The organism is Granulosicoccus antarcticus IMCC3135, assembly GCF_002215215.1.
Lineage (GTDB): Bacteria > Pseudomonadota > Gammaproteobacteria > Granulosicoccales > Granulosicoccaceae > Granulosicoccus > Granulosicoccus antarcticus.
On record NZ_CP018632.1, the window covers coordinates 5,966,077 to 5,989,281 of the forward strand.

The window sequence follows — 23,205 nt, forward strand, 5'->3', positions numbered from 1 at the left end:
CCTCATGTTGTGACTGCCAATCAAGTCGCTCGATTGCGCATGCCCACACAATAGTCCTTGCACTGAGAGTTATAAAGACGGCAAATTCGCAGTGTCTTTTCTGCCAGGGAGAATAATGTGGACCGATTCGAGGACTTACGTACCTTTGTTCGAGTCAGTGAACTAAGCAGTGTCAGTAAGGCAGCGGCAGAACTGCAACGCGCACCCTCAGCGGTGAGCCGACGTCTGAGTGAACTGGAAGCAAGGCTTGGCTCGCAACTGCTGACCCGTACCACCCGCCAGATCGTACTGACCGATGCCGGTGAGCGTTTTCTGGTTCGTGCTCAACAGATTCTTGCGGACCTGGAAGAAGCTGAGGAGTGCGTCGGCGAGGATGTGCAATCACTGACGGGCACCCTGCGCCTGACGGCGCCATTGAGCTTTGGCCTGAAGCACCTGACACCGGCCATCACCGGATTCCTGAAGGCAAATCCTGATCTGCAAATCGATATGGATCTGAACGATCAGCACCGTGATCTGATCAGCAACCGTCTGGATCTGGCCATCCGCATTGGCACCCTGCACGACTCGTCACTGAAATCCCGCCTGTTGGCACCGATCAATCAGATCGTCGCCGCCGCGCCTTCTTTCTGGAAAGAACACGGCAAGCCTGCCTTTGCCGCTGAACTCAGTCGCTACCCCGGCTTGTGCTACTCCAACCTGGCCAGCCCCGGACGCTGGTCCTATACCGATGCTTCAGGCAAGCCTGGCCTCGTGGACATTCACTCGATACGCATGCTGGCCAACAATGGCGACGTACTGCTGTCCTCAGCCATCGACGGCTTGGGCATTCTTCTGGAACCCACATTTCTCATGAATGATGCCATCCTGAATGGCTCACTTGAACCCGTTCTGATGGATCACCACTGGGGCCGCCACGGCTTGCATGCCGTCTATCCGGACACCCGCTTTCTTCCTGCGCGCACCCGCGCCTTCATTGATTATCTGGTGAACAATTTCGGCGACACCCCCCTATGGGATGAGTGTCTGAAACCATAATCAGGCGCTGATCAAGCTTTACGTAGCGCCGCCTGCTCAGCCCTTTCGACCGTCGTCTGGGCAACCTTGTCACGCAGATAAACCGGCATGGCCTGCTCAGGCGATACCAGACCACCTGCACGAGCGATAGCACCACCCAAGGTCAGCAGGTCCTCGGCCATCGGCCAGCAATCTGCCCGAATACGACTAGCATCAACAGCAAAATCACTTGCCAGAAGTTCGCCATAACACTCGGCACCTGATCCCGCCCACTGCCAGTTACGGTCCACTGGCAAATGCGGCATGTCAGCGGGAGGTATGACTTGCTCATCCATCACCGCCTGCATGAGATTAGCCTCATCCAGCACGAAGGCACTGAAATACACCTCACTCATTCTCGCATCCAGACACACAGCCAGTTCAGTATCGCCGTGCTGCCGGAAACACCCTTGAGCCACGGACTGCAAGGTTGATATACCTACAACTCCCACGTCCGCACCCAGTGCAATCCCCTGAGTCAACGCCACGCCAATTCTGACGCCCGTAAAACTTCCCGGGCCTCGGCCAAACACCACGCCATCAAGCTGGGTGGGGGCCAGCCCCGCCTCACTCATCAGCGCATCGATCATCGGTAAAACCAATGCGCCGTGCTGCTGGGGCGCCATGCGATGATCCAGCAGTAATTGCCCATCCAGGGATAGCCCCACCGAACAAGCATCGGTAGAGGTCTCAATCGCAAGCAAATTCATGATTCAACCGGATCCTCATCAAGGCTCTTGCGCGCTTTTTCGTAGAATTGCTGCACTTCGTCCAAACCTCTGGTAATAGGCATCGGTGGCAAACTGGTGATGAATAGCTCACCGTAATCACGCGTACGCATGCGCGGATCACACAACACCAACACACCTCGATCCGTCACATCCCGTATCAAGCGTCCGACACCCTGCTTGAGAGCGATGGCAGCCTGTGGAATCTGAAATTCGTAAAACGGGTTGCCACCGGCTTTTTTCATGTGATCGATACGCGCACTCATGACAGGATCTCCCGGGGATCCGAACGGCAGTTTGTCGATAACGACCAGGGACAAGGCATCACCACGCACATCCACGCCTTCCCAGAAACTGCTGGTACCCAGTAACACTGCATTGCCGGCCTCTTGAAAGGCTTCTATCAATTCACGCTTGGGCATTTGCCCCTGCATCAGTATTGGATATTCAATTCGGCCTTCGAGCAAACGTGCTGCTTCATGCATGGCGCGATAACTGGTAAAAAGCAGAAAAGCTCGTCCTTCACTGGCTTCAAGCACAGGGATGACCGTGTCTACCACCGCCGTCGTATAGCTGGAACGCTGTGGCTCCGGCAATGCCTCGGGCAGATAAAGCAGCGCGTTATGCGTGTAATCGAACGGGCTATCCACCTGCAGCTCACGAATATCTTCCAGCCCCAACTGACCACAGAAATGACCGAAATCGCCGCCCACTGCCAGTGTTGCCGAGGTAAACACCCAACTGGATGTCATGCCCTTCATGGCTCTCTGGAAAGGCCCCGATACGGTCATGGGTGTCATGTTCAGACTGAAGCCGGTACGGTAGGTTTCATACCAGTGCACGTACTCGCCATCGGCTGGGTTATCAACAAACCGCTTCAGAGAGTCTGCGTGTATCACCGCCCGCTTGTGACAGCTTTCCAGTCCCTTGCCACGTGGCGCGGCATCCGCCAACGCCTCTTCCAGTGAGCCCAGCAGAATGGTCAGACGTTCCAGCTCACGGTCGACGGCGGCGGTGTCCCTGACCGAAAACCAGGTATCACGACCAGGCTCGATAGGAAAGGCCAGACGAAAGTGACGAATGCCGGTTTCCAGTTCCTGCGCAAGATCCCGTAGCTCACGCATATCCGGAGCTTCCTGCAACTGCTCACCGACGGTGTCACGAGCCAGATCCAGTAGCTGACGACTGCTGAACTTGCGACCGAAGAACTGTGCAGCGATATCGGGCAGCTGATGTGCCTCATCGATAACAAAGCCATTGGCGCTGGGTAGCAATTCACCGAAGCCCTGCTCCTTGAGTGCCAGATCCGCACACAGCAGATGGTGGTTGACGACGACAATATCTGATTCCTGTGCCTTTTTGCGAGCGTTATGGATATAGCAATCGGCCATATCTTCAAACTCGTGCTTGGAACAGAATTCTTCATTAGACACAATAAAACTCCAGGCCATGGAGTCTTCGGGAACGTTCATCACTTCCGCGATGTCGCCGGTCTTGGTGGAATTTGCCCAACTGGCGATGGTGCGCAGATGTAATTGGTGGCGATCATCCAGCAAGGCTGGATGGCCCATGGCGCGTTTCAGCCGATGCTTGCACAGGTAGTTGGCGCGCCCCTTGAGCAGACTGGTAGTCACTCCGGATGACAATGCCTTCTTGACCAACGGCAGATCGCTGTAGAACAGCTGATCCTGCAGGTGGCGAGTGCCCGTGGAGATGATTATCCGCTGACCGGATAAAATGGCGGGCACCAGATAAGCAAAGGTTTTGCCGGTACCGGTACCGGCCTCCCCGACCAGCACATTGCCCTTCTCGAACGTGCTGAATATGGCCTCAGCCAGATGCTGCTGCTCTTCACGTGGGGCAAAGCCGGACAGGTGCCGCGCTATCGGACCATCAAGGCCCAATACTTCAGTGATCGAATCAATTGCTTCCATGGCCGGTGCCTCCTTGCTCCGGTTGGCAACTGCGCACTGGCAGCTGCTGACTAGCGATATTCGTACTGTTGCACTTTTTTGTGTGCACTTCTCACACCCAGCAGATCACCGCGCATCTTTCGAGCGTGCTCGATGATCAACCAGTTTCGGTATAACAGTGCCTGATCTGCATCAGTGGCAAATGCATTGGATTTGGTCGCGTAACTTTCTGCCAGTGCCGCTTCCAGACCCGTTAACTGTAATTCTGCCGCCCGGCTCCATAGCACGGGGCTGCGTGGATCCAGATCAATTGCCTGGTACAGTATTTCGAGCGCCGCCGAATTCTTGCCCGCAGCTCGAGCTTCCTCTGCAGCAGACCAGAAGCCTGCCACTTTCGCATCGGTGGTATCACCCCGGGCAATACCGCCACCGGGTGCGCCAATAACAGGATCTGGCAAGGTATCGATGTTGATGGCAGGTGGCGTCGTGGCACAAGCGCCTAACAACAATACGGAACACAACACGGCAATTGCGTGTACGGGTCGTTTCTGAGCTGGATTACGGATGATCATGGTGTCCTGGGAGTCTGCAGGCGCATTCTGCCTAGCTTAGTCGGCTACAGCAAGCCTTCAACTATGTTGATCTCGATTCTTCGATTCTGTTCCCGACCAATGGCAGTTGCATTAGCGGCTCGAGGGCGGCTTTCGCCATAACCATAAGGCTTGATTCGGTCCGCTGTAATGCCTTGCGAGACCATATAGCGTACCACTGACAGCACGCGTTGCTTCGAGAGTTCGAGGTTATCTGCAGCGGCGCCACGGTTGTCTGTATGCCCTTCCACCGCAATCACCACCTCAGGGTAACGCAATAGAGCTTCTACCAGCTTGCTCAACGCGGCACGCGAATCGGATGACAGCTCGGTTTTATCAGGACCAAAGTTCAGGCCTTCAATAACGCCCGTGACAATCTCACAACCTGTTGCATCAACCAGTGCTGTGGATGAGGAATCGGCGCATTCGTCTTCGGAATCGGGAATTCCATCCTTGTCAGCATCCTGCGCAAGGCTTTCGTCTACGTCAGCTCTCGTAATGGCAGCGCCGGCTTTACCCAGACCCTCGGTACCGGTTACCGGTGTTCTGCCCGAGGCACACCCGACCAGGACTTGCAGACTGCTCAGCAGTACGACCCATTTGATGATGTTCATGGTGCTTTCTTGCTCTCCTTGTATTGGGTGTTGACCAACGCCTCATCGAAACACAACGAAGCAGCGGTCACGCCGCGAGGAACAGGCCTGTTCCCGGTGCCGATAATGTCTGGGTAGTGAAGGGATCCCGCCCCTGAAGGCTAGCAGAATCACTGCAGACTGCAATCCCTTCATACCGCGCACTTACATGCGTATTCCGGACCAGAATGATACGGAACACGGTATTTAGACATCAAAAGGTTACACATTCATCTCAAAACGAGCACAAGACTTACTCAGCATCACTCCCATTCAATGGTTGCCGGAGGTTTGCTGGATATGTCGTATGTAACCCTTGATATCCGTGTAATCGAATTACAGATAGTGCGCGACACTTCATCCAGAAAATCCCAAGGCAGCTGTGCAGCCCTTGCAGTCATGAAATCAACCGTCTCGACAGCACGTAAGGCAACAACGTAGTCATAGCGTCGACCATCACCCGTGACACCAACCGACTTGATCGGCAGAAACACGGTAAAGGCCTGAGAGACTGTGTGATAGAGATCGTGGCGTAACAAAGCCTCGATGAAAATATTGTCAGCCTCACGCAGGATGTCCGCATATTCCTCTTTGACCTCACCCAGAATCCGCACACCCAGACCAGGACCAGGAAACGGATGGCGCTGCACCATGATGGGCGGCAATCCCAGATCCATACCGATGGTACGAACCTCGTCCTTGAACAACTCTCGTAACGGCTCGACCAGCTTCAACCGCATCTCGCTCGGCAAACCGCCCACATTATGGTGTGACTTGATCAGATGAGCACTGCCCGAAGTACTGGCAGCCGATTCGATCACATCAGGATAAATGGTGCCTTGTGCTAGCCATAAAGCATTCTTCAGCTTGGCGGCCTCTTCCTCGAAAACCTCGATAAAGAGATTGCCAATAACCTTGCGCTTGGCTTCAGGATCAGTCACACCGGCCAGCGCATCCAGAAAACGCTTCTGTGCATTGACCCGAATAACCCGCACACCCATGTTGTCAGCGAAGGTCTTCATGACCTGATCACCTTCATGCAGACGCAACAGACCGTTGTCGACAAACACGCAGGTCAGCTGCTTGCCAATGGCTTTGTGCAACAGTGCTGCCACCACAGATGAATCCACACCACCTGACAGGCCCAGCAAGACTTCATCTTCGCCGACCATTTCCTGCACACGACTCACCGCATCATCAATGATGTTGCCCGGCGTCCATAGACCATCGCACTGACAGATATCCAGTACGAAACGACGCAGGATATCTGCCCCTTTTTTGGTGTGAGTCACTTCGGGATGAAACTGGATACCAAAGCGTTTGGCAGCTTCATTGGACATGATGGCACTAGGGGCATTCGCACTGGTACCTACCAGTGAGAAACCCTCAGGCAAGGTTTCAACACGATCGCCGTGACTCATCCAGACATCCAGCTGGCTCTTGTCTTCCAGACGGTGATCTTCCAGACCATCGAACAAGGCTGAACCACCGTGCACGTTAACGACCGCATGCCCAAACTCGCTGTGCGAGGCCTGCGCCTGCACCTCGCCACCCAGCTGGTGAACCATGGCTTGCATGCCATAGCAAATACCCAATATTGGCGCATCCATATCCAACACTGCCTGTGGAATAACCGGTGAACCCGGCGCAATGACAGACTCAGGCCCGCCAGAGAGAATCACACCACTGGCGTTGAATTCCCGAACCACCTCATCACTGATATCCCAGGGATGAATTTCGCAATAAACACCACTTTCACGCACTCGTCGTGCAATGAGCTGTGTCGTTTGTCCACCAAAATCGAGAACCAGAATTCGCTGGTCATGCAAGTCGGCCATAGGTATCAACTGATCCGGTAGTTAGGAGCTTCTTTGGTCATCTGCACATCGTGCACATGGCTTTCTCGCATGCCGGCGCCCGTCACCCGTACAAAGGTGGCATCGCGACGCATGCTGGCTATATCAGGAGCCCCGCAATAACCCATGCTGGAACGTACGCCGCCGATCATCTGATGAACGATGGCAGACATAGGGCCCTTGTAGGGGACTCGACCTTCAATGCCTTCGGGTACCAGCTTGTCTTCCGCGTCCTCATCGTCCTGAAAATAACGATCGCTGGAGCCGGCGCGCATCGCACCCACGGAACCCATGCCGCGATAGGACTTGTAAGAGCTTCCCTGGTACAACACGACTTCGCCCGGCGCCTCTTCGGTGCCTGCGAACATGCCGCCCACCATGACGGTGGATGCACCGGCAGCAATGGCCTTGGCCATATCGCCCGAGAAGCGAATACCACCATCGGCAATCAACGGCACATCGGTATCCATCAGAGCCTTGGCTACATTGTGGATAGCAGTAATCTGCGGCACACCCACACCCGCAACAATTCGCGTCGTGCAGATTGAACCAGGACCAATGCCGACCTTCACACCATCAGCGCCACGAGCAACCAGATCCAGCGCAGCTTCAGCCGTGGCGATATTGCCGCCGATCACCTGCACGTCAGAGAAATTTTCCTTGATCCAGGCAACGCGATCGAGCACGCCTTGAGAGTGTCCATGTGCGGTGTCGACAATCAGCACATCCACACCTGCATGTACCAGCTGTGCAACTCGCTCATCGGTGTCGGCACCGGTGCCCACGGCGGCCCCGGCCAGCAGGCGAGCCTGACCGTCCTTGCAGGCATTCGGAAAATCCTGTGCCTTGCGAATATCCTTAACGGTGATCATGCCGCGCAGTTCGAAGTCGTCATTGACGATTAGCACCTTTTCGATCCGGTGCTTGTGCAATTGTTCGATAGCTTCACTGCGAGGCGCACTTTCATGCACCGTCACCAGTCGCTCGCGCGGCGTCATGATGGCGGAAACCGGTTGATCCAGACGCGTTTCGAAACGCAGATCACGCTGGGTCACGATGCCGGCCAGTGTCTTGCCTTGCACCACTGGCAATCCGGATATGCCGTGCTGGGCAATCATATCCATGACCTGACGGATGGTGGTATCAGGCGTAATCGTGATGGGTTCGGTCACCACACCACTTTCATGCTTCTTGACGCGTGAGACTTCAGCAGCCTGACGTTCAATGGACAGATTCTTGTGGATGATGCCGATACCACCTTCCTGCGCCAGAGCGATCGCAAGACGTGATTCGGTTACGGTATCCATCGCGGCAGAGAGCAGCGGGATATTCAGTCGCAGGGACCGGGTGAGTTGTGTTGACAGGTCGACATCGCGTGGCAAAACCTGCGAATGCCGAGGTGTCAGCAGAACATCGTCGAAAGTGAGAGCTTCTTGGGTGACGAGCATCGATTAAGACAACCATAGGGGCAGACAGGATGCGGGCGAAGTATACAGTGATTACAGGCCTTGCCGGTGTATGCTTCACACCGTGGATAAAAAGATATTTACAGTCAGCCGCCTGAATCAGGAAGTTCAACGACTTCTGGAAACCGGATTCGGCACACTTTGGCTACAGGGCGAGCTTTCCAACTTCAGCCGACCGGCCAGTGGGCACTTTTATTTCACCCTGAAAGACAGCCAGGCACAAATACGTTGCGCCATGTTCAAAGGTCGCAACCGTTATATCGACTTCCAGCCAGAAAACGGCGAAGCCGTCATTGTGCGCGGCAAATTGGGTCTTTACGCTGCGCGTGGTGATTACCAGCTGATCGTGGAGCACATGGAACCTGCCGGTGCCGGCAAGCTGCAGGCAGCCTTTGAAGCGACCAAGCGCAAGCTGGATGAGCTGGGCTGGTTTTCCCAGGATCTGAAACAGACGGTTCCGGCCCTGCCCCGCACCATCGGCGTGGTGACCTCACCCACCGGTGCAGCACTGCGAGATGTGCTGCAAGTGCTGGCGCGGCGTTATCGTCAGGCCGATATCATCATCTACCCGACCCTGACTCAGGGCGCAGCAGCCGCACCCGCCATCGTCCGAGCTTTGCAACAGGCCAACCGGCGCGCAGAAACCGATGTCCTGCTATTGGTTCGCGGCGGTGGTTCTCTCGAGGACTTATGGGCCTTCAACGAAGTCGCCGTGGCTGAAGCCATCAAGGACAGCGTCATCCCTGTGGTGGCAGGCATCGGCCACGAAGTCGACATCACCATCAGCGATCTGGTTGCAGACCTGCGCGCACCCACGCCCTCGGCGGCCGCAGAACTGGCAACCCCTGACGGCAACAGCCTGCAGCACCGTGTCAGCGCAGCCTCCAAGGCCCTCTATCGGGCGAACCAGGCCCGCCTCGACGACAGTCGCCAGCGCTTGAACCAGCAACTCGCTCGACTACACCTGCGCCACCCCGAGCGTCGCTTGCGAGAACAGGCACAACGTGCCGATGAACTGGAAATGCGTTTGACTCGGGCCTGGGATGCACAGAAACAACGCCGTATGTCGCGCCAGCAGGCCCTCAGAGCCCGCCTGGAAGCGAGTTCACCCGCTGTTCGCCTTGCACGCCATCAAGCTCTCTGGCAGGCTATGGAAGCTCGAATGCGCGTCGCCATCGGTAAACGGCAAGATCGTGCTCGCTCACGTTTCGAAATCATGGCACGAGCGCTGCATGCTGTTAGCCCTCTCGGTGTGCTGGAACGTGGTTATGCACTAGTCAGAAAAGATGGAAATATCGTGTCGCAGGTCAGCAGCTTGCAGCCTGGCGACAAAATTACAACCAGGCTCTCAAATGGTGAATTCAGTGCCATTGTGAGCAGTACAGACTCTTTGAAACCTTGAATATTACCTACACAACTATTGCTTTTTCTTCAAATAACTGGTAAAAAGCGGCGCTGCGAAATTTGTGACTAGAGTAGGTAGTCACATGGCAACAATCACGTCCAAGAGAGCTGCTGGCACTCGTGCCACAAAGCTTCGGGTTCGAACATGAAGACCGGAAGTACACCAGCCGCCGAAAAGGCTTCTACGGAGAATATTGCCTTGTCCCCTACCTCTGAAAACAAGCCCGCCAAGAACAAAGCCAGTAGTAAAAAAACTGCGGCTAAAAATACTGACATAGACAACGACCAAGTCGACGCTGAAGAAGATTCAGCCGGGAAGTCAGCTTCTGCCATCGGTAGTACATCTACCTCAACGAAGGTTTCAAAAAAGAAAGTGCCTGTGTCCAAAACCAAGAAAGTTGCTGCAGCCCCTGTAGTGAACAATGATTATGATGATGATGACGGTGACGATGAGCTGGAGGTCTCCAGCAAATCCACGGTTGTCCCTTACGAGCGCGGCAACGGCCATTACATGACCAACGAGCAGCTGCAGGAATTCAGTCAGAAACTGGCCGAATGGAAGCAGCAGCTGATGGAAGAAGTGGATCGTACTGTGGGGCACATGAAAGATGATGCCACCAACTTTCCTGACCCGAACGATCGTGCCACACAGGAAGAAGAATTCAGTCTGGAACTGCGCACCCGAGATCGGGAAAGAAAGCTGATCAAGAAAATCAACGAAGCCCAGAAGCGCATTGATGACGATGAGTATGGTTACTGCGAAACCTGTGGCATCGAAATAGGCGTCAAACGTCTAACAGCACGCCCCACTGCCGAGCTCTGCATAGATTGCAAGACTCTGGAAGAGATCCGCGAACGTCAGACGGCCTGACACGCTTTTCGATGACAGACGGTCGCTTGGAGACAGCCCCAGCGGCCAGACCGATTGGACGTTTTGCCCCCTCCCCCACAGGGGAGCTTCATTTCGGCTCGCTACTGGCGGCGCTCGCAAGTTACTGCGATGCCCGCCAGCGCAATGGCGTCTGGCAACTACGCATAGACGACATCGATGGCCCCCGATCAGTTCCGGGGTCCGCGGATGCCATTCAGCGTAGCCTGGAGTCTCACGGTTTCCAGTGGGATGGCCCCATTTTGTGGCAAAGTCACAGAATAGAACGCTATCACGCTGCATTGGCAGCTCTGATCGACAAACAGCTTGTCTTTGCCTGCAATTGCAGCCGCCGCTCATTACCTGCCGGCCAGATCTATCCCGGACACTGCCGCAATCAACTCGTGACTCTGACGCCTGTGGCTGACCACGCCCTGAGATTACACATGCTGGGCAAGGTCGAATTTACGGATGCCGTCCAGGGTTTGCAACAATTTGACCTGAGCCTCGATGTTGGCGATAGTATCGTCTGGCGCCGTGATCAACTGGTGTCCTATGCACTGGCATGCGCCGTGGACGATGCGGACAATGTCACTCACGTAGTGAGAGGTGCCGACTTGCTGGAAGGCACTGGAGCTCAATTGGGAATCATCAAGGCACTGGATCTGCGACCACCAGAATATGCACACCTACCGGTGGCAATGGACGTCAACGGCGACAAACTGAGCAAGCATTCAAAGGCACCTCCCATTGATGAATTCGAACCACTGACCACCCTTGCACAGGCCTGGCAAGCGTTGGGACAGATAGACATTGAAGCCAGCAGCGTCACAGAATTCTGGAGCCAGGCTATCAGCCACTGGCAAATGGCGCGCGTACCCAGAGTACGTCGGATCACCGTGTGAACCAAAGTGCACCACCAACAGACCATAGTCTGCTGATCTGCCTGCTGGCATTATTTCTGGTCAACTCGCCGTTCAATCAGTGGTGGTCAACACTCACCCTGCCCTGGTATGCCATGTACCTTCCCTGGCTGCTGATCATCGTACTAGTGGCTATCAACCAGCACAGACTTCAACGGAAGCAAGACGGTGGGGATTGATCTTGCGTTTCTGTTTGCCATCGCCCTCAGCTACCTGGGCCTTCTGTTTGTCATCGCCTGGTGCACCGAACGTGGCTGGCTGCCTGACCGACTCGTTCGTTCACCCCTGGTTTATTCATTATCGCTCGGCGTCTACGCCACCTCCTGGACCTATTACGGTAGCGTTGGCCTGGCCGATCGCAGCGGGTTTGCCTTCCTCAACATCTACCTGGGGCTCACCGGCGCCTTCATCCTGGGACCCTATCTGCTAAGGCCCATTCTGCGATTGTGCCGTGAGCATCAACTCACATCGATTGCCGATCTGCTGGCCTTTCGCTACGGCGGTAGAGCAACGGGTTTTGCAGTCACACTGTTCATGCTCATCGGTATCCTGCCCTATATATCCTTGCAGATCAGAGCTGTCACCGAATCCATACAGATACTCAGTCAGCAAGCTCCACCCAATCTGCTTGCACTGGTTTTCTGCGCCGTCATTACCATATTCGCCATCCTGTTCGGTGCTCGTCACCTGACGCCTCGGGAGAAACATCGTGGCCTGGTCGTGGCCATCGCTTTCGAATCCGCCATCAAACTGATTGCCATGGTCATTGCCGGACTGTTTGCAGTCACTCAGGTATTCGACTCTCCCATGGCCATGAGTCAATGGGCCAGCAAACAACCTGAGATGTTGAATGCACTGTACTCGCCGGCCACCACCGGTCTCTGGCCCACCTTGCTGCTGCTCTCGTTCTGCGCAGCCTTTACGTTGCCACGTCAATATCACATGACGTTTGCCGAGAATGAAACCCCACGGCACCTGAACACCGCCTACTGGCTTTTCCCGCTATATCTGCTGATACTCAACCTGCCGATCATCCCCATTCTGTTTGCCGGACGATTTCTTTCCCTGCCCATGGAATCGGATTTCTATGTACTGGGAATGACCTTGACACTGGGTCGGGAATGGTTGGCCATACTGGTTTTTCTGGGTGGTTTGTCTGCTGCCAGCGCCATGATGATAGTTACCACGCTTGCACTATCATCCATGTGCATGAATCATTTTCTGCTGCCCGCAACGCTGGCCACCAACCGACCTCGGGACTTCTATCGACGCCTGCTCTGGGGCCGTCGCATGATCATTACTGCCATCATCGGGGCCGGCTACGGGTTCTATATCATCATCGAACTACAGGATGGCCTGGCCAGTCTTGGCTTGATATCCTTTGTCGCAGCAGCCCAGCTACTGCCCGGTGTTTTCGGCGTATTGTTCTGGCCACGTGCCACCCAGGCCGGCTTCATTACCGGCCTGACAGCAGGCTCATGCGTGTGGTTCTTGCTGTTGATATTGCCATTGATAGACAGCCGTATCGTGCCAACTGAATGGGTTGCACCTGGCATCGATATCTGGACACTGACCACATTCTGCACCTTGAGTATCAACGCCTTTCTGTTCATTGTTGGCTCACTATTGAGCCAGCCGACCGATGAAGAACTTGCCGCAGCACAGGCCGCCAATGAGCATTCTGCTCTGACAGCATCAGGGGCCACCATTGCACAATCGGTGGTTCACTATCGCTATGCACTGCGCCAGGCACTGGGCGGCAGAGTGGCGCGCGACGAAATCGATCGCGCTCTACAGGAAACCGGCATTCGCAAGGATGAAACACGACGCTCAGAACTGCGCGTTCTGCACGATCGACTGGAGCGAAACCTGACAGGTCTGCTAGGCCCCACCCTGGCACGCGAAATCCTGCGCCGCCAGCCCGGCAGTCACGAAGGCCTGCTCAGCAATACGCTTGATGCCCGCATGCTGGAGCGCCGCCTGCAATCGTCACGCGAGCAGATGCGCGGCCTGACCAAGCAAATCGATGATCTGCGCCAGTACCTGCAGGATGTGCTGCGACAGCTGCCATTGGGGGTGTGTTCCATTTCGGCCAATGGGCAGATCTATATCTGGAACTCGGCCATGCACAAACTGACCGGGATCGACGAACGGGATGCCTACGACAAGCCACTGGATCAACTGCAGGCCCCCTGGGGTCTCTTGTTGTCAAACTTTGCACTCTCGAGCGATAAACACCAGATTCGTCGCAAGGCTTTTCCGGGCGATCGACCAGTCACCATCAACCTTCACAAAGCGGACATTGGTGCTGATATCGGCATGCCGATCGGTCAGGCCGATGCTCTGGTCGGCCAAGTCATCCTGATGGAGGATCGCACCGAACTGGACACACTCGAAGCCGAGCTGGCACACAGTGAACGCCTGGCTTCCATAGGGCGACTGGCTGCAGGTGTCGCCCATGAAATCGGCAACCCACTGACTGGCATCGCAAGTATTGCCCAGAATCTTCATTATGAAGTGTCTGACAATGAATCAGCACCTGTCATACGCGAGCAAACAGACGACATCCTGACTCAGGTTGGCCGAATCAACTCCATTGTCCGCTCACTGTTGACGTTCTCACATGCCGACGCGGTCACCGACACGCCCTATGAAGTAGTGGATGTAACACAACGAGTCAATGAAGCCGTTCGCCTGATCAAACTCTCTCCCGACTTGCGCCGGCTCTCGATTCAGACATCCATGCCCGAGTCGGTATTGGTCTACGGTGATGCCAATCTGCTGATGCAGGTCTTCGTCAATCTTGTCAATAATGCCTGTGATGCCTCACCTGACGGCGCCACCATTCACGTTCAAGGTTTCATACACGATAATGAACTGACCGTAGAGACAATTGACGAAGGCAGTGGGGTCAGCCCTGAAGCCCGTGAACAGATGTTCGAACCCTTTTTTACCACCAAGGCCGTTGGCCAAGGCACCGGACTGGGACTGTCGCTGGCCTACAGCATCGTTGCCAATCACAAGGGTCGCCTGCGAATTGGCGATAGTGAACAAGGCACGCGTATGATTGTCACTCTGCCTTTGTATAACGCCGCCTCATGAAACGCATACTGCTGGTCGAAGACGAGGAAGTCATTCTCAAGGCCTTGCGTCGCCTGCTGGAACGCAACCACTTCCATGTCGAGACAGCCACAACGGTTGAGCAGGCAATAGCCGCACAGCCTCAATCCTTTGATCTGGTATTGGCCGATCTGCGCCTGCCCGGCGCCGAGGGCACCAGCGTCATCCCCCTGGCCGACCCGGTGCCGGTCATCATCATGACCAGCCATGCCAGCGTACGCTCAGCGGTTGACGCCATGCGTCACGGGGCTATTGACTATATTGCCAAACCGTTTGATCACGACGAACTGCTCATGGTCATCAACCGTGCGTTGATGCAAAACCTGATGCAGGCGCAGAATCGGGCTTTACGCCTGGATGTGCAGCGTACCAGCCCCTTGCAACAACACGTTCGAGGTACGGTGCTTGAGGATATGCTCAACTCACTGACCGATCTGCGGGATACGCAACGCTTCCTGCACCTGCACGGAGAGTGGGGAACTGACCGGGAAGGCCTGGCACGGCTCATTCACGCCAATGGCTGCCGGCGAGAAGCCCCTTTCGTGGTTGCCGATATTGGCATCGATACCGCCTCGAGCGATGCGATTGCACTACTGGGCAGCAGCGGAGAGGTTCCGCGCGACGGCTTGCCACCGGGCGGTCTATTGCAGGCAGCACACAATGGCACCCTGGTACTGCGGCATCCCGAACAACTCCAGCCAGAGCTACAACTGCAACTAGCCAGTGTGCTCGTGCAAGGCAGCATCAATCTGCCAGGCACTAGTCGTCAGCGCTCCATCAACGTCAAGATCATCACGATTGCACATGATTCTATCGAACAACTCGAATCCGATAACACCCTGATTCCGGAACTGGCCGAGCTCTTTGTCAACGATCAGTTCTCCGTACCTCCGCTACGGCTAAGGCGCGACGACATATTGCCTCTGGCCTGCCAGCAACTACGCGTCATCGAACGACGTCATGGCTGTCGACGCCTGAAACTATCGGTCGACGCCGAAGCCTCTTTACGCGCCAATGACTGGCCGGGCAACGTCATGGAGCTGGACAATGTCATCACCCGAGCGGTATTCGTAACAAACGGCAATACCATTACCAGCGAGGACCTGGGTTTCTCTCACGGTGCGACCGGCAGTCGCGATCTCAGCCTCGATGAGTACTTCCGCTACTTCGTTCTGCATAACCAGTTAACGTTATCAGAGACAGAACTGGCAGCCCGACTAGGTATCAGCCGGAAGGCTCTCTGGGAGCGTCGCCAGAAAATGAATCTGCTGCGCGAGAGCGCTGAAAGCGTTTCGCCCTGAATGATTTGTCGTATTGCTACAACAATCACAGACTAAAATCAATACTCTCAGAGACTTGGATTTACCACGCTCGTTTGTTTGACTCTAACTTTTGTGAGGGTACACTGCCGTCATCAGCCTCAACTAAAGACATTCGTATGTCGACAGATCATATCTACCCCGTTTCTACCGAATTTGCGGAGTCAGCCTATATCGACGAAGCACGCTACGAGGAGATGTACGCACGCTCAATGGATGATTCCGATGAGTTCTGGGCTGAGCAGGCGGAAGAGTTCATAGATTGGTTCAAGCCCTGGGAAACGGTTCAGGAATGGGATTTTCACACCGGAGATATCAAATGGTTCGATGGCGCCAAGCTCAACGTGTCCTACAACTGCCTTGATCGCCACCTGGAAAAACGTGCTAACCAGACAGCCATCATCTGGGAAGGCGACGATCCCAGTGAGTCCCGCCACATTACCTACGCAGAGCTTCACGACGAGGTTTGCCGATTCTCCAATGCTCTGAAAGGTATCGGTATCAAGAAAGGTGACCGGGTCTGCATTTATATGCCAATGATTCCCGAAGCTGCCGTTGCAATGCTTTCCTGCGCTCGAATCGGTGCCGTTCATTCGATCGTATTTGGTGGCTTTTCACCAGATGCTCTCAAGAATCGCATCAACGACTCGGCCTGCTCTCTCATCATTACGGCTGATCAGGGCATGCGCGGCGGCCGCAAGTTGCCACTCAAAGCCAATGCAGACATTGCCTGTGACAAGGCCGAATCTGTCAAACGTATGGTCGTGGTAAAGCGCGGCGGTGAGGGTGTTGACTGGAAAGACGGGCGCGACCTCTGGTATCACGAACTTATTTCCGGCGCCTCCAACGATTGCCCAGCTGTCGAGATGGACTCAGAAGACCCGCTCTTCATCCTCTACACGTCAGGCTCCACCGGCACTCCCAAGGGGGTTCTGCATACCAGCGGTGGCTACATCCTCTATGCCGCCATGACGCACAAATACGTGTTCGATTACAAGGATGGTGAGGTTTACTGGTGCTCTGCCGATGTGGGCTGGGTCACCGGACACTCCTACATTGTCTATGGGCCTCTGGCCAACGGCGCCACCACCCTCATGTTCGAAGGCATCCCGACCTACCCCACGGTCAGTCGTTTCTGGGAAGTCATCGAAAAGCACAAGGTCAATACGTTCTACACCGCACCCACCGCTATCCGTGCCTTGATGGCTCAAGGTGATGAGCCGGTCACCTCAATCGACAAAAGCTCTCTGCGTTTGCTGGGCAGTGTCGGTGAACCCATCAACCCCGAAGCCTGGGAATGGTATTCAAAAGTTGTTGGTGAATCGCGTTGCCCAGTCATTGATACCTGGTGGCAAACTGAAACCGGCGGCATCCTCATCTCACCCTTGCCAGGAGCGACGCCCCTGAAACCGGGCTCGGTATGCAAACCGTTCTTCGGCGTAGAGCCGGCTTTAGTCGATGAGCAGGGAAATATTCTCGAAGGCCCCAACTCAGGCAACCTTGTCATCACACGCCCCTGGCCCGGTATGATGCGCTCGGTTTATGGTGACCATGACCGGTTCAGGGACACCTACTTTTCCATGTACCCCGGTTACTACTTCACGGGGGACGGCGCACGTCGGGATGAGGATGGCTATTACTGGATAACCGGCAGAGTCGATGACGTATTGAACGTCTCCGGCCATCGCCTTGGCACTGCAGAAATCGAAAGCGCACTGGTGCTGCATGAAGCAGTCGCCGAAGCCGCCGTGGTTGGTTACTCACACCCTGTCAAGGGTCAAGGCATTTATGCCTATGTAACGCTGATGAACAATGCTGAACCCAGCGATGAACTCAAAGCGGACCTGATCCGACATGTCCGTGCTGAAGTGGGCCCGGTTGCCACCCCCGACCTGCTGCAATGGGCACCCGGTTTGCCCAAGACCCGCTCAGGCAAGATCATGCGCCGCATTTTGCGCAAGATTGCCGAGGATGATGTCTCAAGCCTTGGTGATATTTCAACACTGGCAGACCCTGGTGTCGTCGATGGTTTGGTGGAACATCGGGAAAACCAGGCCTGCGAGTCAGCATAAGACAGACTCACGAGCCCGTTAAATCGGGCTCGCTAATCGAGTTACAGAGAAGATCTATTCCTGTAACTCGATAATTTTGGCAAGCAACTCTTCTTCATGCCACTCACGAGGCCCCAGCGCTTCATAGACCACCTGACCCTCGGCATCGACCACGATAGTCGTCGGCAGTGCACTGACTGACCAGTTGGCAAGGCTGTTCCCATCTCCCAGTAAAACCGGGAAGTCGATGGGAATCTTGCCAAGAAAGGTATCGATGGCTTCCCGACCTTCACCGGCATTAATTGCCAGCATGCCCACGCCCTGCTCTTCCAGAACCTGCCATGCCTGATTCATGGATGGAATTTCTTCCACACAGGGTGGGCACCAGGTTGCCCAGAAATTGATGACCCAGACCTTGCCCTTGAGAGTGTCTTTCTGCCACTGCCCGGCATCCACGGAGGCAAGATCGAACTCCGGCAGTGAACGATCCACCTCTGCCAGCCGTGAGTCGGCATGCAACGCCTGACTGCCAAAAAGTAGCTGAGCGACCAGAAGAACGGCAAAACCTTGTCGGATAAAGCTCACTTGCGCTCCTTGAAATCGAGTGATGCAGAATTGATACAGTAACGAAGTCCGGTCTTTTCAGGCGGACCATCTGGAAAGACATGCCCCAGATGTGCACCACAGGCATCGCACATCACCTCGGTTCTGTGCATACCCAGCGTAGTGTCTACTTCTTCGTCAATCACGGTCTCGCTCGCCGGCTTATAGAAACTCGGCCAGCCACAACCAGCATCGAACTTGTGTTCGGACTCAAACAACGGCTCACCACAGCAGACACACACATAAGTGCCATCCTCCGTATGTGCATTGAATTTGCCCGAGAATGGTGCCTCGGTTCCTTTGCCCCGTGCCACTTTCAATTGGGTGGCTGTCAAGGTTTTGGCCCATTCTTCCAGAGTTTTTTCTACCTTACGAGTCACGCTTCTCTCCTCTTTGCTTCCAGCCTACCTTCAGTGCCCGTATAATAGGGTGTGAGTGTCAAAAAAACAGTTAGCGACGATGATATGGCCTTGTTTCGCGAGGCTGTTGGAGAAGTGCGCTCAGTCAACAATGACCGCGTCGAAGCCGAAGCGCCACCTCGTCGCCCAATACTGAGACACTCTGAGGACGATGATCGTTCCGTGATGCGTGCCTTGCTGGATGATCTGAGTGAAACCGATTTCCTGGAAACCGGCGAACACCTGTCTTATACCCAGCCCGGTGTGCAGCGCTCTGTTCTGAAAAAATTGAAAAGTGGCCGCTATTCACTTCAATCCGAGATCGATTTGCATGGCCTGACTGTCAATGAAGCACGCCAGGAACTTTCCGAGTTTCTACATGCAGCACAAGAGCGCAGACATCTATGCGTACGAGTGATTCATGGCAAGGGGCGCAAGACTGCAGAACGCGGGCCGCGGCTCAAGCCTGCGGTGAATCAGTGGCTTCAGCGCAATCGGCAAGTACTGGCCTTCTGTTCTGCCCGGCTCAATGACGGTGGTACAGGAGCTGTCTACGTTTTACTAAAGCGAACCTAAGCCTTGATAATTGTTGATACTGCTTTACAACGCCGAGCCGATGCCGGCAAACCAATCCGAGTAGGAATCGTAGGTGCCGGTGCCATGGCTCGTGGCGTGGCGTTGCAACTTTTGAAGTATTGTCCCGGCTTCTACCTTGCCGGTGTCAGCAACCGACATCTGGACGGCGCTGCGCGCATGTACCGCGAAGCGGGCATCGATGAACCTGTCAGCGTCACTCAACAGCAGCAATTCGACAGTGCCGTTGAACGCGGCGAATACTGCATCATGGAAGACCCCAAACTGCTATGTGCCTGTCCACATCTGGACGTTATCGTCGAGATTACAGGCGCCGTGGAATTTGGTGCACATGTGGTCATGGATGCGATTGCTCACGGCAAGCATGTGGTCATGATGAATGCGGAACTGGACAGTACCATCGGCCCCATTCTCAAGCTCCATGCTGACAAGGCTGGCGTCGTTCTGACCAATGTCGATGGCGACCAGCCCGGCGTGCTGATGAACCTCTATCGCTACGTCAAGGGAATCGGTGTAAAGCCGGTGCTATGCGGCAATATCAAAGGTCTGCAGGACCCGTACCGCACACCCACCACACAGCAGGCGTTTGCCGATCGCTGGAAGCAGAACGCCCCTATGGTGACCTCCTTCGCCGACGGCACCAAAATCTCCTTCGAACAGGCTCTGGTAGCCAATGCTACGAATATGCGCGTCGCCCAGCGTGGCATGTTCGGCCCTACTGTCGACAATGGCGAACACATCGACAACGCGGCAGACTGGTATCCGATCGATCTGACTCAGCACCCGACCGGAATCGTGGACTATGTAGTCGGTGCCACCCCCGGACCCGGAGTATTCGTTCTGGGCACACATGACGACCCTACGCAGAAGCATCTGCTGGAGATGTACAAACTGGGTACCGGCCCGCTCTATTCGTTCTATACGCCCTACCATCTGTGTCACTTCGAAGTACCAACCACGATCGCACGGGCCGCCCTCTTTCAAGACCCGGCCATCACCCCCACATTCGGCCCCTGTGTCGATGTTATTGCCACAGCCAAGAGAGATCTCAAAGAAGGCGAGACGCTCGATGGTATCGGTCATTACATGACTTACGGACAATGCGAAAACGCGGACGTCGTACATGCCGACAAACTCCTGCCAATGGGTCTGGCGGAAGGCTGTGTACTACTACGTGACATTCCCAGAGACAGCACACTGCGGTTGAGCGATGTGCGCTTACCACAGGGCCGTCTGGCAGACAGGCTTCGAGAGGAGCAGAACATCCTATTTTTCAATTCAAAGGCAGGTATCTAAAGTGAAAGCAGTCATTCTCGCCGGTGGTCTGGGCACTCGCATAAGCGAGGAAACCAATATTCGGCCCAAGCCCATGGTGGAGATCGGTGGCATGCCGATCATCTGGCATATCATGAAGACCTACTCACACTTTGGCATCAATGAGTTCGTCGTGCTGTGTGGCTACAAGGGACACGTGATCAAGGACTTCTTTGCCAACTACGCGATGCGCAGTTCTTCAGTCGAAATTGATCTGAGCGAAGGCTCGGTAAAGATACTCGACCCGGCTAAGGAACCCTGGAAAATCACGCTGGTAGACACCGGGGAATCCACAATGACAGGGGGTCGCATCAAGCGTGCAAAACCTTATATTGGCGACGAGACATTCATGCTGACTTACGGCGACGGTGTCAGCAATGTCGACATCAACGCACTACTGGCTACCCACAAGGCAGACAACTCGCTAGTGACTCTCACTGCCGTGCAGCCCCCGGGACGTTTCGGCGCACTGGCGCTCGGCGAATCACAGACGAAGGTCACGCATTTTCTTGAGAAGCCGGATGGCGATGGTGCCTGGATCAACGGCGGCTACTTTGCGGTTGAACCCGAAGCCATCGACTTCATCGACGGTGACGATATATCCTGGGAACAGCAACCGCTAACCGGCATTGCACATCAGGGAAAACTCAGTGCCTACAAACACAAAGGTTTCTGGCAACCTATGGATACCTTGCGTGACAAGCAGTATCTCGAGTCACTGTGGCAAGAGCAAGCCGCGCCCTGGAAGGTCTGGTAGAACATGCAATTCATTGCGACCAAACTCGACGGCGCCTGGATAGTCGAACTCGATCGACTCGAAGATGAGCGTGGCTTTTTCGCCCGCTCATTTTGCCAGAGAGAACTCGACAAAATGGGGATGAACAGCAGTGTTGTGCAATCCAACCTCTCGTTCAATGTCTCCAAAGGAACCTTGCGTGGCATGCACTATCAGGTTGCGCCAGCAGAAGAGACCAAGTTGGTCAGATGCACAAGGGGCTCCATTGTCGACGTCATCGTCGATATGCGTCCGGACTCACCGACCTATCGCGAACACATCGCTGTAGAGCTGAGTGCGGAGAATCATAGATCCTTGTTTGTCCCAGCCAATTTTGCTCACGGCTTTCAGACGCTGGAAGACAATACCGAGATCATGTATATGGTCTCCGGATTCTATACACCTGACTGCGAACGCGGCTTGCGATTCAATGATCCGTCACTGAACATCCAGTGGCCTCTGCCAGTCGACCAGGTATCTGACAAGGATGCACAATGGCCTCTGCTTTGAACGATAACCGCATGAACACAACATTCTGGAAAGGTCGACGAGTCCTGTTGACCGGCCATACCGGGTTCAAGGGCAGCTGGCTGGCACTATGGCTAAACTCCATGGGCGCAAACGTTCATGGCTATGCACTTGCTCCGGACACCGACCCCAGCCTTTATGAACTGGCACGCATCGATGATCTCGTAGAATCATGTATCGGTGACATCAGGGATCGCGACTCACTGGAAGCTGCTGTACAAGCAGCTCAGCCAGAGATAGTCCTGCATCTGGCCGCCCAACCACTGGTCCGTGAATCCTTTAAAGACCCGGTTACCACCTTTGACACCAATGTCATGGGCACCATCAATGTACTCGAAGCCGTTCGACGCTGTGAATCGGTCAAGGCAGTCCTGGTTGTCACCACCGATAAGTGTTATCAGAATCGCGAATGGGATTGGGGCTATCGCGAAAACGAAGCACTGGGCGGACACGACCCCTATAGCGCCAGCAAAGCCTGTACCGAACTGGTTGCCCAATCCTGGCGTCTGTCCTTCATGGGCGCCACCGGTGAAGATGCTCGTCACTGTGCTGTAGCCACGGCACGAGCTGGCAATGTCATTGGCGGTGGCGATTGGGCCAAAGACCGACTCATCCCCGACCTGCTCAATTCGATTGCCAACAACAAGGATGTCGTGCTGCGCAACCCGAATGCCATACGCCCCTGGCAACATGTTCTGGAGCCACTCGCTGGTTACCTGATGCTGGCAGAAAAGCTGTATACCGAAGGTGAGCCCTGGACGCAGGCCTGGAACTTTGGTCCGCACGATGCAGATGCCAGAAGCGTGTCCTGGATAGTCGAGCAATTGATACGTGAATGCGAAAGCAGTGCTGGCTGGCAGCTGGAGTCTGCGGCTCAGCCCCACGAAGCACAACATCTGAAGCTCGATTGCTCCAAGGCACGACAACAGCTTGGCTGGAATCCTGTCTGGAATCTCGAACATTGCCTGAAAGAGATCGCCCGTTGGCATTCAGCCTGGAAAGATGGCGCAGACATGCAGCAGGAGTCTCTGGAGACTATTCAGCGATTCAGCAAACTGTAACTGTCC

At 55.0% G+C, this 23,205-nt stretch carries 21 protein-coding genes; 13 read left to right on the forward strand and 8 right to left on the reverse strand.

Features of this window, described 5'->3' with window-relative positions; genetic code table 11:
* Window positions 1-117: 117 nt before the first annotated feature.
* On the forward strand, window positions 118-1,038 hold the full coding sequence (locus IMCC3135_RS25900; RefSeq protein ID WP_088920223.1) for a LysR family transcriptional regulator: 921 nt from the start codon (window positions 118-120) through the stop codon (window positions 1,036-1,038).
* A gap of 11 nt (window positions 1,039-1,049) precedes the next feature.
* On the opposite strand, the gene tsaB is transcribed toward IMCC3135_RS25900, so the two are convergent.
* The 6 genes from tsaB to guaB all read right to left on the reverse strand — a co-directional run bounded on the left by tsaB (window position 1,050) and on the right by guaB (window position 8,223).
* Window positions 1,050-1,766 carry a tRNA (adenosine(37)-N6)-threonylcarbamoyltransferase complex dimerization subunit type 1 TsaB gene (gene tsaB, locus IMCC3135_RS25905; protein ID WP_088920224.1) on the reverse strand — a complete coding sequence of 239 codons (717 nt, stop codon included), beginning with the start codon at window positions 1,764-1,766 and terminating at the stop codon, window positions 1,050-1,052.
* Complete coding sequence (locus IMCC3135_RS25910) at window positions 1,763-3,718, reverse strand: ATP-dependent DNA helicase (protein WP_088920225.1); 1,956 nt, start codon at window positions 3,716-3,718, stop codon at window positions 1,763-1,765. The genes tsaB and IMCC3135_RS25910 overlap by 4 nt, the downstream gene beginning before the upstream one ends.
* 50 nt (window positions 3,719-3,768) lie before the next feature.
* Window positions 3,769-4,269, reverse strand: coding sequence for a hypothetical protein (locus tag IMCC3135_RS25915; RefSeq protein ID WP_088920226.1), 501 nt, complete (start codon window positions 4,267-4,269; stop codon window positions 3,769-3,771).
* 44 nt (window positions 4,270-4,313) lie between these two features.
* On the reverse strand, window positions 4,314-4,901 hold the full coding sequence (locus tag IMCC3135_RS25920) for an OmpA family protein (RefSeq protein WP_088920227.1): 588 nt from the start codon (window positions 4,899-4,901) through the stop codon (window positions 4,314-4,316).
* Window positions 4,902-5,182: 281 nt separating this feature from the next.
* Window positions 5,183-6,757, reverse strand: coding sequence for a glutamine-hydrolyzing GMP synthase (gene guaA / locus IMCC3135_RS25925; RefSeq protein ID WP_088920228.1), 1,575 nt, complete (start codon window positions 6,755-6,757; stop codon window positions 5,183-5,185).
* Between the two features lie 5 nt (window positions 6,758-6,762).
* Window positions 6,763-8,223 (reverse strand): IMP dehydrogenase, encoded by a 1,461-nt coding sequence (guaB, locus tag IMCC3135_RS25930; RefSeq protein WP_088920229.1) that lies wholly within the window; start codon window positions 8,221-8,223, stop codon window positions 6,763-6,765.
* Between the two features lie 82 nt (window positions 8,224-8,305).
* Between guaB and xseA the strand changes: the two genes are divergently transcribed.
* The 7 genes from xseA to acs all read left to right on the forward strand — a co-directional run bounded on the left by xseA (window position 8,306) and on the right by acs (window position 17,947).
* A complete protein-coding gene (gene xseA / locus IMCC3135_RS25935; protein ID WP_236994659.1) occupies window positions 8,306-9,643 on the forward strand; it encodes an exodeoxyribonuclease VII large subunit in 1,338 nt (445 codons plus the stop codon).
* 456 nt (window positions 9,644-10,099) lie between these two features.
* A complete protein-coding gene (gene dksA, locus IMCC3135_RS25940; RefSeq protein ID WP_236994843.1) occupies window positions 10,100-10,516 on the forward strand; it encodes an RNA polymerase-binding protein DksA in 417 nt (138 codons plus the stop codon).
* Window positions 10,517-10,527: 11 nt separating this feature from the next.
* Window positions 10,528-11,418 carry a tRNA glutamyl-Q(34) synthetase GluQRS gene (gene gluQRS, locus IMCC3135_RS25945; protein WP_088920231.1) on the forward strand — a complete coding sequence of 297 codons (891 nt, stop codon included), beginning with the start codon at window positions 10,528-10,530 and terminating at the stop codon, window positions 11,416-11,418.
* A complete protein-coding gene (locus tag IMCC3135_RS25950) occupies window positions 11,415-11,615 on the forward strand; it encodes a UTP--glucose-1-phosphate uridylyltransferase (protein ID WP_088920232.1) in 201 nt (66 codons plus the stop codon). Before gluQRS ends, IMCC3135_RS25950 begins: the two co-directional genes overlap by 4 nt.
* On the forward strand, window positions 11,605-14,538 hold the full coding sequence (locus IMCC3135_RS25955) for a sensor histidine kinase (protein ID WP_088920233.1): 2,934 nt from the start codon (window positions 11,605-11,607) through the stop codon (window positions 14,536-14,538). Before IMCC3135_RS25950 ends, IMCC3135_RS25955 begins: the two co-directional genes overlap by 11 nt.
* Window positions 14,535-15,857, forward strand: a complete 1,323-nt coding sequence (locus IMCC3135_RS25960; protein WP_088920234.1) for a sigma-54-dependent transcriptional regulator — start codon at window positions 14,535-14,537, stop codon at window positions 15,855-15,857. The genes IMCC3135_RS25955 and IMCC3135_RS25960 overlap by 4 nt, the downstream gene beginning before the upstream one ends.
* A 137-nt stretch (window positions 15,858-15,994) precedes the next feature.
* On the forward strand, window positions 15,995-17,947 hold the full coding sequence (acs, locus tag IMCC3135_RS25965; RefSeq protein ID WP_088920235.1) for an acetate--CoA ligase: 1,953 nt from the start codon (window positions 15,995-15,997) through the stop codon (window positions 17,945-17,947).
* A 54-nt stretch (window positions 17,948-18,001) separates the two neighbouring features.
* On the opposite strand, the gene IMCC3135_RS25970 is transcribed toward acs, so the two are convergent.
* Window positions 18,002-18,511 (reverse strand): TlpA family protein disulfide reductase, encoded by a 510-nt coding sequence (locus tag IMCC3135_RS25970; RefSeq protein WP_157736277.1) that lies wholly within the window; start codon window positions 18,509-18,511, stop codon window positions 18,002-18,004.
* A complete protein-coding gene (gene msrB, locus IMCC3135_RS25975; protein WP_088920237.1) occupies window positions 18,508-18,909 on the reverse strand; it encodes a peptide-methionine (R)-S-oxide reductase MsrB in 402 nt (133 codons plus the stop codon). Before msrB ends, IMCC3135_RS25970 begins: the two co-directional genes overlap by 4 nt.
* 51 nt (window positions 18,910-18,960) lie before the next feature.
* Here msrB and IMCC3135_RS25980 point away from each other — a divergent pair, with 51 nt between their 5' ends.
* The 5 genes from IMCC3135_RS25980 to rfbG are packed head-to-tail and all read left to right on the forward strand — an operon-like array spanning window position 18,961 to window position 23,199.
* Window positions 18,961-19,503 carry a Smr/MutS family protein gene (locus IMCC3135_RS25980; protein WP_236994660.1) on the forward strand — a complete coding sequence of 181 codons (543 nt, stop codon included), beginning with the start codon at window positions 18,961-18,963 and terminating at the stop codon, window positions 19,501-19,503.
* A 3-nt stretch (window positions 19,504-19,506) separates the two neighbouring features.
* Window positions 19,507-20,817, forward strand: a complete 1,311-nt coding sequence (locus tag IMCC3135_RS25985) for an NAD(P)H-dependent oxidoreductase (protein WP_088920238.1) — start codon at window positions 19,507-19,509, stop codon at window positions 20,815-20,817.
* A 1-nt stretch (window position 20,818) separates the two neighbouring features.
* A complete protein-coding gene (gene rfbF / locus IMCC3135_RS25990) occupies window positions 20,819-21,592 on the forward strand; it encodes a glucose-1-phosphate cytidylyltransferase (RefSeq protein WP_088920239.1) in 774 nt (257 codons plus the stop codon).
* A 3-nt stretch (window positions 21,593-21,595) separates the two neighbouring features.
* Entirely contained in the window at window positions 21,596-22,120 is a 525-nt protein-coding gene (gene rfbC, locus IMCC3135_RS25995) for a dTDP-4-dehydrorhamnose 3,5-epimerase (protein ID WP_088920240.1), read from the forward strand.
* An 11-nt stretch (window positions 22,121-22,131) separates the two neighbouring features.
* Window positions 22,132-23,199, forward strand: a complete 1,068-nt coding sequence (gene rfbG, locus IMCC3135_RS26000; RefSeq protein ID WP_088920241.1) for a CDP-glucose 4,6-dehydratase — start codon at window positions 22,132-22,134, stop codon at window positions 23,197-23,199.
* Window positions 23,200-23,205 lie beyond the last annotated feature (6 nt).

What these genes read in the sequence shown, in the direction of transcription:
- tsaB (WP_088920224.1), bottom strand. Translation starts at nt 1,766, where the DNA reads ATGAATTTGCTTGCGATTGAGACCTCTACCGATGCTTGTTCGGTGGGG.
- IMCC3135_RS25910 (WP_088920225.1), bottom strand. Translation starts at nt 3,718, where the DNA reads ATGGAAGCAATTGATTCGATCACTGAAGTATTGGGCCTTGATGGTCCG.
- IMCC3135_RS25915 (WP_088920226.1), bottom strand. Translation starts at nt 4,269, where the DNA reads ATGATCATCCGTAATCCAGCTCAGAAACGACCCGTACACGCAATTGCC.
- IMCC3135_RS25920 (WP_088920227.1), bottom strand. Translation starts at nt 4,901, where the DNA reads ATGAACATCATCAAATGGGTCGTACTGCTGAGCAGTCTGCAAGTCCTG.
- guaA (WP_088920228.1), bottom strand. Translation starts at nt 6,757, where the DNA reads ATGGCCGACTTGCATGACCAGCGAATTCTGGTTCTCGATTTTGGTGGA.
- guaB (WP_088920229.1), bottom strand. Translation starts at nt 8,223, where the DNA reads ATGCTCGTCACCCAAGAAGCTCTCACTTTCGACGATGTTCTGCTGACA.
- gluQRS (WP_088920231.1), top strand. Translation starts at nt 10,528, where the DNA reads ATGACAGACGGTCGCTTGGAGACAGCCCCAGCGGCCAGACCGATTGGA.
- IMCC3135_RS25960 (WP_088920234.1), top strand. Translation starts at nt 14,535, where the DNA reads ATGAAACGCATACTGCTGGTCGAAGACGAGGAAGTCATTCTCAAGGCC.
- acs (WP_088920235.1), top strand. Translation starts at nt 15,995, where the DNA reads ATGTCGACAGATCATATCTACCCCGTTTCTACCGAATTTGCGGAGTCA.
- rfbC (WP_088920240.1), top strand. Translation starts at nt 21,596, where the DNA reads ATGCAATTCATTGCGACCAAACTCGACGGCGCCTGGATAGTCGAACTC.
- rfbG (WP_088920241.1), top strand. Translation starts at nt 22,132, where the DNA reads ATGAACACAACATTCTGGAAAGGTCGACGAGTCCTGTTGACCGGCCAT.